Below are 13923 nucleotides of genomic sequence, written 5' to 3'. Positions count from 1 at the left end.
AATAGGCCACCAGATCCGCGATAGACAGTAGGGATCCTCCGTCATCATCACCGACAGTCACTGCCACAAGGTCAAAGATTGGTACGGTCTGGGGCTGATCTCCGTCATACCTGCAAGGCAAGGACAAGGCATCGGCTCGCGTCTGATGCAACAGGCGCTGGCCGAACCCGCGTACTACGCGCGCTTTGGCTTCCAAGCGCATCCGGGCCTGCAACTGCCGGGCCGCCCGGCTATTTCGTGGCACTGGCCTTCCACGGGCCAGTGCCCGAAGGCGTCGCGCAATACAGCGATGCCTTCAACGCCGCCGCCTGAGCCAGCGCGAAGGCGGCGACGTTCTGATGGGCTGTTGGCCTTGAACACCGGGCGCGGCCCCCGCCGCGCCCGGATTTTTGAAGTTCACCGCGCCCAGGACGGAACGGCCTGGGCGCGGTGCTGACGACGGTTATTCCTTCGTCTCGATGATCCACCACACGGCGCGCGCCAAGGCGCGGCCCGTGATGGGATGAATGTCGGTGAGGTCGGCGCGGGCCGACCAGCCCGAGGGCGGGAGGTGGCCGCGCACGTCGCCATCGCCGTGCCAGCGGCGAGCGCGCACCGTGCCGGGGGCGTAGCTTGCCGCCATGCGCGGGCGGCTGCTGGTGATGCGGGTCATGGGGGCTTCTCCTTCCGGCGAAGCGCCCCGGTCGAGGCCGGGGCGCTTGCCTTCGGCGCGGGTCAAGCGGCCAGCGCCTCGGCGGTTTCATCCGCCATTGCTTCGGCATCTTCCGGGGCGTCCTGCTCCGGGCCTTCGGCCTTGAAGATGGCAGGCATCCAGCCCGTGCCATCGGCCAGCCGCTCGGCCTCGCTGGCAATGTCGGCCTTCTTCAACTTCGCCAGCCGGGAAACCTGATTGGGCGCGTATTCGCCCACGGCTTGCAGAACTGCCGCTTTCGGAACGTGCTTGAAATACCCCTCGGCGGTCGGCTGCCACCATGCGGCCATGTCGAGGCCCACGGCCTGCGCCAGTTCCTCGCCGGGTTGCTGCGCCGTGGCGCGGGGCATCACCACGTCCACCGTGGAAGCCACGCACACGGCCAGCAACCGCACCAGTTCGTCTTGCGGCTTCGTCAGCAGCACGGCGAACAGTTCGGCGCTGTCTTCCGGCAAGGCTTCCCCGGCCACCTGTTGCAGTTTGCGCAGCGCCACGGCGGCAGGCGATTCCGGCCAATCCGGGGCCATGCCTTCCAGCCGGTCTTGCAGTTTGAGGCCCACGCCCAGCGGCAGAGAATCACGGTTGAGGCCGTAGCGCCTTTCCTGCAAGACGGTCTGCACCATGCCATGCACCACGGCAGCCAGCGCAGCTTGCGGATGACGTGCGACTTCGATTTGCAGCGCGGCGGTGCGGTGAGCGCTCAAGCGTTGCGCCAGCCGGTCGGACATGGCGACGCTCTTGGGTTGCTCGTCGTCCTCGCCTTCGTCGTCGTTCTCGGCGTCCGGGTCGCTGAAACCTTGGCGCAGCTTTTCAAGCGTGCGCAGCGCCTTGGCCTCGGCCTCACGCATCAGGCCGCGATGAATGACGGCCTCGCCGTTGCGGTCGATGGTGACGATGGCACCGGCTGCGGCCTTCACATTCGCGCCGTAGTCCTGCAAGCCATCTTCCAGCGCCTGCAACTGCTCGCCCACGGCTTCACCTTCCTCCTGCAAGGCGTCGGCCTTTTCCTCGTCGTCGGCATCCATCGCGGCGTCCACGGCTTCACCGATGGCCCGCATTTTCTCTTGCAGCTTTTCGATGCGTTGCGCTTCGCGCTTGTTTGGCTCGCGCCGTTCCCTCGGCGCACGCTGGAAGGCGTGCAGGTCGGCATAAGTTACGCCCGGCGTGGCGTCCACCCACGCCCAACCCTCGGCGCGGACAGTGGCGGCAATGCCTGCCAGCTTGTCTTGCGCCAGCCGTTCCAGCAGCGCGGCGTCGTTGAGGTACACGCCCGCATCGCCTTCCGCGAACAGGTCACGGCGGATGCCGCCGCCTGCGGCTTCGTAGCTGTCCAGTCCGACGAAGCGCACCAGCGGATGCCGGTAGGCGTCGATTTCCCTTTCGGTGAGGCGTTCGCGCAAGTGCGAGGGATGGCGCTGCCACTGCGGCGCATCGTAGAACGCGCTTTCCTGCGCGGCGTGGTCGTCGGTGATGGCAAGTGCCATCAACTGGTCAAGGCTCACGGCATCGGCTCGGTAGTCGGCCATCAAGCGCGGCGACACGTTGGCGAGCTTCAAACGGCGCTGCACCACCAGCGGCGTGACGCTGAAATCCGCTGCAATGTCCTCGATGGGACGGCCTTCGGCCACCAGCGCGGCGAAAGCCTCGAACTGGTCTGCCGGGTGCATGGCTTCGCGCTGCACGTTCTCGGTCAGACTGGCGGTGCGGGCCGTGCCATCGGCCACCTGCAAGCAAGGCACCTCCCAATCCTTGGCGATGCGGTGTTTCTTCGCCAGCAGCTTCAACGCGGCGAGGCGACGGCCACCGGCCACGACTTCGTAATGCTCGCCATCGGCAGATGCAATCACGATGAGGTTTTGCAGCAGGCCCACGCGCTGGATGCTTGCGGCCAGTTCAGGGATGGACATGCGCGGGGTCTTGCGCACGTTGCGGCCCGTGGGGCGCAGCACCAGCCGCGACAGTGGAACCAAAATCAGGTTCTTGGTCGGGTCGGCAGCTTCCAGCGGGATAGCTGCGGCGGTATTGACGGCGCGGGCTTCGGTTTGGGTAACGGCGTTCATGGTGTATCTCCAATCGAGTGAAACAAGGGAATGGAGGGGAAACCGCCCCTCCGACGGGGGGACGGTTCAGGCTTTCAACTGGCGCAGGCCATCGGCCAGCATCCAGAGGGCGCGATTGAGGCGCACATCGGAATCAATGCCCTGCACCGGGCGGGTCTGCTGGCGGCGTCCGTTGGCGCTGCGGCCATGCAATCCGCCCTTGGTCAAGTTCTCCTGCGTGCGGTTGAACACGCTCCACAGGTCGGGGCGGCGGTCATCGAACCGGCGCGGCATCAGGATTTGCGATTCGGTGATGGGCGCGGGCTTGTTGTCGGTGGGGTCGTACTTGAGGGCCAGCGCGGAACGGGCGAACACTTCGGCTTCGCCTTCGTCCAGCTTGATCGCGCGCATGGCATCGCGGGATTCCTTCACCCGCTCGAAGCCGCTCAATACCTCGAAAGCGCCTTCGATGACGGAACCGGCCACGTCGCCTTTGTGGGGTACGCGCACGTCCGCCACGGTGTCGCCGCAGACAAGGCCATTGCTGCAAACGAAGCGGAACATCCCCGCCAACATTTGATAGCTGCTCGTGCCGTCATGCGAGTTCAGCAGCACGATTTCGTTAGCCTCCGCGCCGTTGATCTGGTTGGCATGGCGCAGGCGCAGCATGTGTTTGGTGTGCTCGCGCTTGCCTTCATCGCGCACGCGGGTTTGCGTCACCATGAAAGGCTGGAAGCCTTCTTTGCGAAGCTCGGTCAGGACGGCAGCGGTCGGGATGTAGCTGTACCGTTCGGAACGGCTCTCATGCGGGGCGTCCGCGAAGATGGACGGGGCCACGCTGCGAATCTGGTCATCGGACAGCGGGTAGTCGCTGCGCAGCGAAGGGGAACGGGAAGCGAAACGGGATGCGAGTTGCATGGTCTTTCTCCTGACAAAAAGAGGTTTGCTGTTCACACCGCAAACCGGATTCCTAGATTCGGAGCCCAGCCTTTCGGCTGTTCGGTGCGGTCGGCACGAGGAACCCGGTTGGCCCTGTTGCCACCGTCTTTCCTGAGTTCATCGCCCGCGACGGTCAGGAGCGCGCGAACGGGCGCCGTCAAGGAAACAAGCGCAGGGTTGGTGCGGCCCGCAGGCGTAGCCGAGGACACGGCCCTGCGCGCCTTGACGGCGCACGGGCGCGGGCTACAGTCGCGGACAAGGTGATGAAGTCAGGGGAGACGGCTGGACAAGGCAACGGCCATCCCTGTGTGCTGAACCGCACGCAAGCGAAGCGCGCAGGCCCGAAGCTGGAAGCCGGGCCGAGGCGTCAGCCGAGCGGAGCGAGGGAACGATGGAAGCCCGACAGGGGCGAAACCCCGCAGGGGGTTCGATGCGCAGCACGACAGCGCGACCGGCCATCCCCCAGGTGGCCGGGGACGCCCAGCCTTCAACGCAAGATCAGGACGAGTCCACGCAAGGCATCGTGAATCTGCTGCGAATGCGGTCTGGCCGATCCGGCGCAGCCGGGTCGGCGGTGTTCAGGGGCGCCACGCCTGCGCGGCGGGGATAGCCCGCAGGGCTTTCCCCTGGAGGGCAAGCCGAAGGTGCGCAGGCATCGCGCCGCATGGGCGCGATGCGAAGGGCGTCCCTCGACGCCCCAGGCCCGGATCAGACAACGATCCGCCCAGCCATCCGCGCATCGCGCGCATAGGCGCTCAACCGCTTCTCGGCCCGAAACGACAGGTCGCGCTCAATCGGCAGGCCCAACCCGCCGCGCACCGTCGCCAGCTCACCCAGGCTGACCCAGCCGATTTCCGGCTCACCCAGCCCCAGGTCGCAAAGACCGAAGGCGTGGTCGTGGTCATCAGGATCAATCTCGGTCAGCAGCCAGGTCGCGCCGGCGTCCGGCGTGAACAGCTTGACCACGGGTGCCGGATCGAAGTCCGGGTTCTCCAAGGATTCGCGGCCGTTGGCCAGCAGCACAATGCGCTGCTCGTCAGTGATGAGTGCGTTGTTCATGGTGAACTCCTGAAAGGTTGCCGGGCGGAATTGCCCAGCCCTTCCAGGGCACGGCGCAGCGCAAGCAGTCAAAGATCGAAGACGGCCGCCAGGCCGCAAGCGCCTCCGGCGCGCAGTCATTGACGGCGAGCACGCCGTGGCACGATGAAGGGAACAGCAAGACCGCCTCCCTCACACCTCCATGCTCCTCGGTTTTCCGCAAGCGAAGCGCGCAGGCCCGCATGGGCCGGAGTTGCGCCACCAGACGCAGCAAAAAGGGGGCCGAAGCCCCCTCGGTCAAATCAGGCCACGTTCGGCAAATGACGCGGCGCTGTTGCCCGCGACGACATGATCCAGCGTGACAACATCCACCAGCGCCAGCGCCTCCTTGAGCCGCTGAGTCAGTGACCTGTCGGCGCCGCTCGGTTCGGGATTTCCGCTCGGGTGATTGTGCGAAACAATGACCGCCGCCGCATTGAGCCGCAGCGCCTCCTTGACCACCTCGCGCGGATGCACCGATGCACTGTCGATGGTGCCGTGGAACATCTCGACGTATTCGATCAGGCGATGCTTCGTATCCAGAAACAGCACCGCGAAGACTTCGTGCTCGTAGCCCGCCAACTTGGCACACAGGTACTCCTTGACGGCCGCCGGTGAAGTGAACGAGGCACCGCGCTGCATCTTGTGCTCGATGACCTGGCGCGCGGCCTCCAGCACCTGCTCGGCCGTCGCCAAGAGGTAGTGGCCCTGCGCGTCGCGCACCATCAACGAGGCGTCGAACGAGGAAAAGGTCAGTTGCGACATGATCGTGCTCCGGTTGCTCGGGCGGAATTGCCCGGAACCGTCGCCAGCACGGCGCAGCGCAAGCAGTCAGGGGTCGCAGACGGCCACCAGGACGCAAGCGCGCACCCGCGCGCGCCGCCCTTGACGGCGAGAACGTCGTGATACGGTGAAGGGAACAGCCAGGCCCGTCCAATGCACACATTCGATGCTGGCAAGCGCAGCGCGCAGGCCCAGAAGGGCCGGAGGCGTCAGCGATTTGGAAGGCTGGCGATAGACAGTCCCGCAGGGATGAGCGGGCAGCGAACCTGGAGCAGCGCGGCCCGGCTTTGCCGGGGCGTTGTTGCACAAATCGTTGCTCAGCAAGCTGTAGGCTTGCTGCATGAGCCAGCCCCGTAAGCCCCGCTACCGAACCACCAACTGGAAACAGTACAGCGCAACCCTTAAAGCTCGGGGCTCTTTGACGGTGTGGCTGGACAAGCGCATGTGCTGGTTTGCCGCTGCAAGCGGCAAACGCGGACGCAGTCCGAAGTTCTCTGATGCCGCTATTCAATTTTGTTTAACGCTCAAGAACTTGTTTTGCCTGGCACTCAGGCAAACCACCGGGCTAGTCGAGTCGGTACTGCACTTGTATGGGCTTGCTTGGCCAGTACCGGACTTCAGTACGCTGTGCAGGCGGCAACTCGATTTGAATGTCCAGATTCCGTATACCCGCAGTAAAGTTGGCTTACACCTACTAGTCGATTCAACAGGAATCAAATTCCTGGGTGAAGGCGAATGGAAATGCAAAAAGCATGGCCCTGAGCGCCGCCGTCAGTGGCGCAAGCTGCACATCGGCATTGACGCCAAGACACTGCAGATTCGAGCCATCTGTGTGACCTCGAACAACGTCAGTGACGCTGCAGTGATTCCTGATTTGCTACAGCAGTTGCCTGCGGATGAAACGCTAGAGAGTCTGACGGGGGATGGTGCATACGACACACAGCCAGCCTACGAAGCTGTCATCAGGCGTGGTGCTATCCCAATCATTCCTCCACGCAAGAATGCTCGAATTCGTAGGGGAAGTGTCTTTGAGTACCGCAATGCAGCCATTACTGCATGCAGGCGGCTAGGGCGTAGTATCTGGAAGCGCTGGATTGGCTATCACCGGCGAAGTTTGGTGGAAACCAAGATGCACTGCATCAAGCGACTGGGCGAGCGTGTGATGTCTCGAACCTTTGAGCGACAAGTGAACGAGCTGCATATTCGAGCAGCCATACTGAACCGATTCACTGAGCTGGGCCGTCCTCAGACGGCAGCCGTGGCATAGCCACGGCTGGGGTTGGGGGTAACTCGCCTCAAACTGGATTTATGCAACAACGCCCAAACCTTCCAAGGCATACCGCGCCAGTGCATGGCCCTTGTCGGCGCACAGGATCAGGCCCACGGGCGGGTTCTCATCGGGATAGGCCCAATGCTCCTTGGCATAGTTGCAATACATGTGCATCTGGCCTACGTCCGCATGGGTCAGGCTGCCCAGTTTCAAGTCGATGATGACCAGGCAGCGTAAGCGCCGATGGAACAGCAGCAAATCGACCCGATACCAGGTCTGGTTGATGCGCAACCGGCGCTGCCGACCGATGAAGGTGAAGCCTTCACCCAGCTCCAGCAGGAAGTCCTCCAGCCGCCGGATCAGGGCGGTTTCAAGATCGGATTCCGAATACTCGTCCTTGAGGTCGAGGAACTCCAGCACATACGGGTCTTTGATGGTGTCGTTGGGGGTGACGACATCCTCGGGCATGGGCACCGCGCCCTTGACCAGCATCGCCGCCTTGTTCTTCGACAGCGCCGTGCGCTCGTAGAACTGGCTGCCAATCTGCCGGTCAAGCTGGCGCACGCTCCAGCCGCCGCGCAGCGCCTCGGCCTCGTAGAAGCGGCGGGCGTGTTCATCCTTCACCGACAGCAGCCGCACGTAGGCCGACCACGGCAGCGTGAACACCTGCGCCAGCTCGCCCAAGGCCAATTTCCGAGACGCTGTCTCGGATTTCTCGGCGGGCAGCCCGTCCCCCGATTTCCGAGACAATGCCTCGGAAATCACCGGCCGGGGATAGGCGGCGAAGAACCGCCGCATGTTCTCCAGGTTGTCCGGGCTGAACCCGCGCCCGAAGCGCGCGGTGAGGTCGGCGGACAGTCGGGCAATCAACTGTTCGCCGTACCCTGCGCGCCGCTTGCCCTGTTGCTCGGCCTCCACGATGCGGCGGCCAATCTCCCAATAGCTTGCCGTCATCAGCGCATTGACGCTGCGTGCCGCCGCCTGGCGCGCAGCGCCAAGCAGCTCCACAATGCCGCTGTGGATGCCGGCGTAGCCGGCAGGCAGGGCCGCGCCTTTTTCCTTGGGTGTCCGGGCGCTCATGCCGTGGCCTCCTGGGGCTGCTGTTGCCGCGCACCGGTAATGGCCTGGCGGCGGCTGGCCACCAACTCGGCCGCGTCGCGCACCGGCTTGTCCTCGGTGTGGACGTAGTGCATGAACATCGCCACGGTCTTGTGGCCCGTCAGCTTCATGCCTACCTTGGTCGGCACGCCCGAATTGGCAATGTCGGTGGTCGAGCGGTGGCGAATGCCATGCGTGCCGACGTGCGGCACGCCGGCGGCCTTGAGCGCCCGGCACCAGCCGCCGTAGTGCTCGCCAAAGGTCAGGTGCTTGTCCGGGTCGTTGGGCGACGGCAGGACATACGGGCAGCCTTCCCGGCGCGGCGCCGTCGAAAGCAGCCGATAGGCTTCCGCGCTCATGGGTTTGGACATGCCGCCGGTCTTGCTGTCGGGCCAGACCACACGGCGGTTCTCGAAGTCCAGCCAAGCCCATTCGAGTGGGCAGATTTCGGAGCGCCGGGCGGCAAACTCGAATTGCAGCCGGATCGCCAGCGGGATGACGTAGTTCTCCAGCCCTTCGGCCTCCAGCTTGTCCAGATGGCGGTAGATCAGCGTCAGTTCGCCGTCCACAATGAGCCGGGTTTCCTTGCCCGGCGGAAACATCGGGACATGGCGGCACGGGTTGGTGCCGTCCGGGCGGTAGCCCCACACTTCGGCCAGATTGAACATCTTGCGCAGCACGCCGAATGCCTTGTTTGCCTCAGTGGGCTTGTACGAGAGCTTTTCCATCAACCCGGCAATGTCGGGGCGCTTCACGTCCTGTACCTTCTTGCGGCCTAGCAGCGGGATGATGCAGCGGTCGATGACGCCCTGATAGCCTTCCTGCGTGCTGGGCTTGTTGCGCTTCTTGGAATAGTCCTCCATGAACTTCGTGCACAACTCAGCCATCGTGGGCGCTTTGCGCGCCTCGGCCTTGGCGCCGCCGGGGTCGCCGCCCCGGCGAACCTCGGCCAGCCAGTCCTGCGCCATGACGCGGGCCTGTTCAACCGTCAGTTCCCCGAACAAGCCCAAGGCGGGCTTGCGGCGTTCCCCAGCGTTTGTGCGGTACTGAAGCATGAACACCCGACGGCCCGCCGGGGTGATCTTACAGAGGAAGCCGGGCACCACGGTATCCCGCAGTTCGATAGCCGTGGCCTGGGGTTGTGCCGCCTCTACGGCGGTCTTGGTGAGCTTGATCTTTGCCATGATGACTCCTTGGAACGACCCGATTCCAAGAGCCACATAGGAGCGGCGCGGGGGGAAGCCGGGTCAGGTTTCAGAAAGCACCGGCATATGATGGACGCGCGTAAGTTATTGATAAACCTGCTGTATCGGGCTACAGCGCAGTCCAGCGAAATGTCGGGTTGGAGTCATCGTGAAATAAAAAAACCGCCGGCACGCGCCGGCGGTTCTGGCATGCGATGCGTACGCAGTGTCAGATGCTGACCTGCGGGCCGCGCGCGGCCGGCACGGCGGGTGCAGCCGGGCGTTTCGCGGGCGGCTGCGCCGGCACGAGCACGACGACGGGCTCGGGCATCGCCCACATCGGCATCGCGAAGGCGACCGGCTGCGGCATCGCGAACGCATTCGCGAGCGCGACATGCTGAAGCGCCATCATCTGCTGCTGCATCGCGATCATCTGCGCCTGGGCGGCACGCATCTGCAGCTCGGCGGCCTGGATTTGCCGCAGCGCGGCGGCCGGCGGCATGCCGCCGGTCGAGGTCTGCATCTCGAAGCTCGCACTGCCGTTCGGGCTATGCCAGCTCCAGGTGCTGACCTTCATCGGACCGGCGGCCGTTTGCACGACGCGCGTCTCGGCCTTCACGGGCACGGCCTGCCCGTTCACATTGACGAACATCGGTTGCGCGGCGGGGGCCGTTGCTGCCTGACCGGCCAGAGCGAGGACCGGCATCAGTGCCAGCGCGCCCGCCGCCATGTACGAACGGAATCGCATAGTTGTTTCTCCATCGAGCGAAACTGATCGAATGACATTCCACTTCATCGTGCGGCTCGCGCAGCGAGCCACCGTGACTATGCGTCGGCAAGCTTAAGTCAGAATTAAAAATCGGGACAGGCGCCGAGCCGCGGCGGCATGGCGGGGCGCAAGGGCTGCGGGCGGGGCGATGCACGCACGGCCGGCCGCCGCAATCCGGGTTCAACCGCACCGGTGCCAGGGAGAATCGCATCGTGCCGCGCAACAACAGGCACAATACGCACCCACGCGCCGCGCACACGTGTTCGCATTTCGAACGACGTGGCGATGCGTCGCCGCCGTTCGAATCGTTCCCGTCCTCATGAATCCCACACTCGCTTCCGCGCGCGAGTCGAACTCGCCGCGCTTCCTGCTGTTCCTGATCTGCCTGTTCGCTTCCGCCGGCCAGCTCGCGATCGACATCTACGTGCCCGCGCTGCCCGACATGGCACGCTCGTTCGCGACGACGCCGCAGGCGATCCAGTCGAGCGTGTCGGGCTACATGGCCGCGTATGCGCTGGGTCAGCTGATCTTCGGCCCGATCGCCGACGCGTACGGCCGCAAGCGCGTGCTCGCGTTCGGTCTCGTCATCTATACGATCGGCTGCCTGCTGTCGCTCGGCGCGCCGAACCTCGAGACCTTCGTGCTCGCGCGCTGTCTGCAGGGCTTCGGGATCGCGACGACGAACCTGCTCGCGAAGGCGATCATCACCGATTCGTTCTCGGGGCAGGCGCTGATGCACGCGTTCACCTACATGTCGATCGCGTGGGGGCTCGCGCCGATCGTCGCGCCGGTGATCGGCGCGCATCTGCAGACCTGGTTCGGCTGGCGCGCGTGCCTCGTGTTCCTGCTCGTGTATTCGCTCGTGATGTGGGCGCTGCTGTGGCGCTACCGGGAGACCTTGCCGAAGCCCGTTCATCTCGAGCCGCGCACGCTGATCGCGAATGCGGGCAAGGTGCTGGCGAGCCCGGTATTCCAGAGCTGCTTCCTCGCGCAAGGCCTGTGCTACAGCATCCTGCTCGTGTTCAACATCGTCGGACCGTTCATGGTGCAGAACACGCTGCACCAGCCGCCGACGTTCTTCGGCTATCTCGCGCTCGGCATCGGGCTGATGTATTTCCTCGGCGGCCTGTCGAACCGGATTCACGGACGCGGCCTGCCGAGCGCCGAGCAGCGGTTGCGCATCGGCGCACGCGCGATGGCGTGCGCGGCCGTCGCGATGCTCGTGCTCGCGCTGACCGTCGGCCTGCGCGTCTGGACGCTCGCGACGCCGGTGCTCGTGATGGGCTTCTGCGCAGGCGCGATGTATCCGACGCTGATGGCCAAGGGCAATTCGCTGTTCCCGCATATCGCGGGGCTCACCAGCGCGATTCTCGGCTGCGCGCTGCTGCTCGTGTCGTCCGCGATGATGGGGCTCGCCGGCTTCGTCTCGGTGCAGGTGCTGACGCCGCTCGCGCTGTTCTTCGTCGCGCTGTCGTTCGTCGTCGTCTGGATGGTGACGAAGCTGCTGCGCTATCTGACGCAGCAGCAGGCCGCGACCGTCGCATGCGGGAGCGGCGAGACCGCGTAAGCGCGCGCGGCGTTCACAGGGGATGCGCCGCGCCGGACTGCGTCAGCAGCGCAACGGCCGCCGCAGCCGGCATCCCGTTCGAGTCGATCGCGCCGGCCTTTGCGAGCGCGTCGAGATCGCCGTCGACGCCCGGTTGACCGACCGTGAACGGCGTCGTCAGGAACGTCGGTGTCGAGAGCGTGACGGTGTATTGCTGCTGCAGATTCGCGACCACTGCCGATTGCGCGGCCTGCACCGCGTCCGCGCTGCCCATTGCCTGCCGATAGCGTGCGGTGCCCTGGAAATTGCCGATCAGGCTGGCCGTATTCGTGCCGAGCTGCGCGGCCAGGTAGACGAGCAGCAATTCCGTTTCGGGCGTCGTGTTGAAGGTGCCGCCCGCATAGGCGAGGGAATGCAGCGTCGTGCCGCCCGACGTCACGGCGATCACGCAGGGCAGCGTCGCGTCGACGGTGACGCGGTAGTGGCCGCCGCCGTCGGTCAGCGTCGTCGCCGAGCCTTGCGCGCAACTGACGGTGACCGGTGCGCTGGCGAGCGCATGGCCGGTCGCGGCCGTGCCCGACACCGCGACGGGCTGCGTGCCGTCGTTGAAGCAGACGTCGAGGCCGAAGCACGCGTCGCCGTTGCAGGCCGCGAGCGTCGTCAGCGCGGCAGCGCAGCCGGTGCTCAGCGCGGAGCGGATGAAGCGCAGGGCGAGAGGGTTCATGGTCGCGGACGCTCGGGGAAAGGGGCAGCCGGAGTGGGGCGCGCGTGGCGCCGCTCCTATTCTATGTCCGGGATGTGCGCGACGCTTGTCTGTCTTGGCGGCGACGCGCGATGTGGCGTCAGGTAACCGAAGCAAGCGGCACTGCCGCCCACGCCGGCACCCGGCTTCGGCGCGCGGCGCGCGAACGAAGGATGACCAAAAAACTCGGCGGCGGCGCGCAATGCAGCGTCGGGCAACGGCAGCAAGCCGCAATGTCGCCCAGGCGGGCCACCCGGCTTCCGCGCACGGCCCGCGAACCGACGCGCGCCGGCCGTTACGGCTTGGGCGCGTCGGGTTTGGCGAACGCGCCGCGCACCTCGAAGCCGATCGCATCGGCGACGTTGCCGCGCGCATCGACGAGTTCGAGCCGGTGCCGCCCCGGCCACGGCATCCATGCGATGCGATCGCCGTGCCCGATGATCTTGTCGTCGAGCCGCCACGCGAACCGCGCCGCGCGGCCGGCCGTGCGCTCGAGCCAGATCCGCTGGTGCTTCGGCGGAATGTCGGGATCGATCGCGAAGATCGTGCCGTCGGTCGGCGCGCCGATCGTCAACGGCGCGCGCGTGCCGTTCTTGTCGGGCGTGACCGGCGCCGCGAGGCGGATCGTGTCGAGCGCGGTGCCCGCGACGAACCATTCGTTGCGCGGCGGCTCGACGTCGCGCTCGAACGCGATGCGGCGCGCTTCGACATCGGACGGTGCGCGCGGCGCGCGGCTCGGCACGTCGCGGTGCAGATAGCCGACGATCGCCGACCAGACCGGCGAGGCGCCCGTCACGCCCGATACGTCCCACATCGGCGAGCCGTCCGCATTGCCGACCCACACGCCGACCGTATAGCGCGACGTGTAGCCGATCGTCCAGTTGTCGCGCATGTCCTTGCTCGTGCCGGTTTTCACCGCCGAGAAAAAGCGCGTCGCAAGCGGGTTGTCGAAGCCGAACGTGCGCACGCGTGCGTTGTTGTCGGCGAGGATGTCGGTGACGATGAAGCTGGCGGCTTCGCTGAATACGCGCGTGCCGTCCGCTGCGCGCGCGGGCGACGCGGCGCCGGACGCCGGCGCCGGCAGGTCGACGACCTTGCGCGCGACGCCGCCGTTCGCGAGCGCGCGGTAGGCGTTCGTCAGCGACAGCAGCGTGACGTCCGCGCTGCCGAGCGCGAGGCTAAAGCCGTAGTAGTCGCCTTCCTGCGCGAGCGGCAGGCCGAGCGCGGTCAGCGTGCGCGCGAAGCGGTGCGGCGTGACGAGCACGAGCGTGCGCACGGCCGGCACGTTCAGCGAGCCGCCGAGCGCGCTGCGTACGCTGACCCAGCCCTTGAAGTCCTTGTCGTAGTTTTGCGGGATGTACAGTCCGCCGCCGGCCGCGAGGTTGATCGGTGCGTCGTCGAGCAGCGACGCCGCGGTCAGCCGCTTCTCGTCGATCGCCTGCGCGTACAGGAACGGCTTCAGCGTCGACCCGGCCTGACGCGGCGCGAGCACGGCGTCGACGTCGCGTGCGCTCGACAGCGCGCCGGACGAGCCGACCCACGCACGGATTTCGCCCGTCGCGTTGTCGAGCACGACGACCGCGCCGTCCTGCACGTTGCGCCGGTGCGCGGGCGCGTTCAGCTCGGTGAGCGCACGCGTCAGCGTATCGCGCGCGAAGCGCTGGAGCGACGCATCGAGCGTCGAGCGCACGCGCGCGCCCGCGGCCGGCCGTACTTCGGCGGCGATGCGCCGCGCGAAATGCGGCGCGAGCGCCGCGCCGTCGTCGCGGATGGCGGCGGCGGGGG

At 66.1% G+C, this 13923-nt stretch carries 12 protein-coding genes and 1 pseudogene; 3 read left to right on the top strand and 10 right to left on the bottom strand.

Annotated elements, in window-relative coordinates:
• Window positions 1-34: 34 nt before the first annotated feature.
• Window positions 35-312: pseudogene (locus HMPREF3115_RS32575) on the top strand (GNAT family N-acetyltransferase); the annotation flags it as partial.
• A 130-nt stretch (window positions 313-442) separates the two neighbouring features.
• Here HMPREF3115_RS32575 and HMPREF3115_RS19165 read toward each other — a convergent pair.
• From HMPREF3115_RS19165 to radC, 5 genes are all read right to left on the bottom strand, one after another.
• Window positions 443-652: a hypothetical protein gene (locus tag HMPREF3115_RS19165; RefSeq protein WP_034201282.1), complete on the bottom strand. Its 210-nt coding sequence runs from the start codon at window positions 650-652 to the stop codon at window positions 443-445.
• A gap of 62 nt (window positions 653-714) precedes the next feature.
• Window positions 715-2751: a ParB/RepB/Spo0J family partition protein gene (locus tag HMPREF3115_RS19160; RefSeq protein ID WP_034201283.1), complete on the bottom strand. Its 2037-nt coding sequence runs from the start codon at window positions 2749-2751 to the stop codon at window positions 715-717.
• A 66-nt stretch (window positions 2752-2817) separates the two neighbouring features.
• Window positions 2818-3648 (bottom strand): DUF932 domain-containing protein, encoded by an 831-nt coding sequence (locus HMPREF3115_RS19155; RefSeq protein WP_034201284.1) that lies wholly within the window; start codon window positions 3646-3648, stop codon window positions 2818-2820.
• Window positions 3649-4377: 729 nt separating this feature from the next.
• Window positions 4378-4728: a DUF2958 domain-containing protein gene (locus HMPREF3115_RS19150; RefSeq protein ID WP_034201285.1), complete on the bottom strand. Its 351-nt coding sequence runs from the start codon at window positions 4726-4728 to the stop codon at window positions 4378-4380.
• A gap of 276 nt (window positions 4729-5004) precedes the next feature.
• Complete coding sequence (radC, locus tag HMPREF3115_RS19145) at window positions 5005-5511, bottom strand: RadC family protein (RefSeq protein ID WP_034201286.1); 507 nt, start codon at window positions 5509-5511, stop codon at window positions 5005-5007.
• Window positions 5512-5869: 358 nt separating this feature from the next.
• Here radC and HMPREF3115_RS29670 point away from each other — a divergent pair, with 358 nt between their 5' ends.
• Entirely contained in the window at window positions 5870-6796 is a 927-nt protein-coding gene (locus HMPREF3115_RS29670; protein ID WP_080747387.1) for an IS5 family transposase, read from the top strand.
• Between the two features lie 39 nt (window positions 6797-6835).
• Here the strand turns inward: HMPREF3115_RS29670 and HMPREF3115_RS19140 are convergent, their stop codons facing one another.
• From HMPREF3115_RS19140 to HMPREF3115_RS19130, 3 genes are all read right to left on the bottom strand, one after another.
• A complete protein-coding gene (locus HMPREF3115_RS19140; RefSeq protein WP_046196821.1) occupies window positions 6836-7879 on the bottom strand; it encodes a PDDEXK nuclease domain-containing protein in 1044 nt (347 codons plus the stop codon).
• The gene (locus HMPREF3115_RS19135; protein ID WP_034201287.1) at window positions 7876-9081 is read right to left on the bottom strand and encodes a tyrosine-type recombinase/integrase; all 1206 of its coding nucleotides are present in this window, start codon (window positions 9079-9081) and stop codon (window positions 7876-7878) included. The genes HMPREF3115_RS19140 and HMPREF3115_RS19135 overlap by 4 nt, the downstream gene beginning before the upstream one ends.
• A gap of 229 nt (window positions 9082-9310) precedes the next feature.
• Window positions 9311-9829, bottom strand: a complete 519-nt coding sequence (locus HMPREF3115_RS19130) for a hypothetical protein (protein ID WP_070555632.1) — start codon at window positions 9827-9829, stop codon at window positions 9311-9313.
• A 340-nt stretch (window positions 9830-10169) separates the two neighbouring features.
• Between HMPREF3115_RS19130 and HMPREF3115_RS19125 the strand changes: the two genes are divergently transcribed.
• Entirely contained in the window at window positions 10170-11417 is a 1248-nt protein-coding gene (locus HMPREF3115_RS19125) for a multidrug effflux MFS transporter (RefSeq protein ID WP_006410346.1), read from the top strand.
• 13 nt (window positions 11418-11430) lie between these two features.
• Here HMPREF3115_RS19125 and HMPREF3115_RS19120 read toward each other — a convergent pair whose 3' ends face one another.
• On the bottom strand, window positions 11431-12120 hold the full coding sequence (locus tag HMPREF3115_RS19120) for a hypothetical protein (RefSeq protein WP_070555630.1): 690 nt from the start codon (window positions 12118-12120) through the stop codon (window positions 11431-11433).
• Window positions 12121-12433: 313 nt separating this feature from the next.
• Window positions 12434-13923 (bottom strand): penicillin-binding transpeptidase domain-containing protein (locus HMPREF3115_RS19115; RefSeq protein WP_256276275.1); only part of this gene is annotated, 1490 nt, incomplete at its 5' end.

Source organism: Burkholderia sp. HMSC10F09, from assembly GCF_001806955.1.
GTDB lineage: Bacteria > Pseudomonadota > Gammaproteobacteria > Burkholderiales > Burkholderiaceae > Burkholderia > Burkholderia multivorans.
Note: the sequence above shows the minus strand (reverse complement) of the source record. Positions and strands in the feature narration are given on the sequence as shown.

What these genes read in the sequence shown, in the direction of transcription:
- HMPREF3115_RS19140 (WP_046196821.1), bottom strand. Translation starts at nt 7,879, where the DNA reads ATGAGCGCCCGGACACCCAAGGAAAAAGGCGCGGCCCTGCCTGCCGGC.
- HMPREF3115_RS19120 (WP_070555630.1), bottom strand. Translation starts at nt 12,120, where the DNA reads ATGAACCCTCTCGCCCTGCGCTTCATCCGCTCCGCGCTGAGCACCGGC.
- HMPREF3115_RS19135 (WP_034201287.1), bottom strand. Translation starts at nt 9,081, where the DNA reads ATGGCAAAGATCAAGCTCACCAAGACCGCCGTAGAGGCGGCACAACCC.
- HMPREF3115_RS19160 (WP_034201283.1), bottom strand. Translation starts at nt 2,751, where the DNA reads ATGAACGCCGTTACCCAAACCGAAGCCCGCGCCGTCAATACCGCCGCA.
- HMPREF3115_RS29670 (WP_080747387.1), top strand. Translation starts at nt 5,870, where the DNA reads ATGAGCCAGCCCCGTAAGCCCCGCTACCGAACCACCAACTGGAAACAG.
- HMPREF3115_RS19165 (WP_034201282.1), bottom strand. Translation starts at nt 652, where the DNA reads ATGACCCGCATCACCAGCAGCCGCCCGCGCATGGCGGCAAGCTACGCC.
- radC (WP_034201286.1), bottom strand. Translation starts at nt 5,511, where the DNA reads ATGTCGCAACTGACCTTTTCCTCGTTCGACGCCTCGTTGATGGTGCGC.
- HMPREF3115_RS19130 (WP_070555632.1), bottom strand. Translation starts at nt 9,829, where the DNA reads ATGCGATTCCGTTCGTACATGGCGGCGGGCGCGCTGGCACTGATGCCG.
- HMPREF3115_RS19150 (WP_034201285.1), bottom strand. Translation starts at nt 4,728, where the DNA reads ATGAACAACGCACTCATCACTGACGAGCAGCGCATTGTGCTGCTGGCC.
- HMPREF3115_RS19125 (WP_006410346.1), top strand. Translation starts at nt 10,170, where the DNA reads ATGAATCCCACACTCGCTTCCGCGCGCGAGTCGAACTCGCCGCGCTTC.
- HMPREF3115_RS19155 (WP_034201284.1), bottom strand. Translation starts at nt 3,648, where the DNA reads ATGCAACTCGCATCCCGTTTCGCTTCCCGTTCCCCTTCGCTGCGCAGC.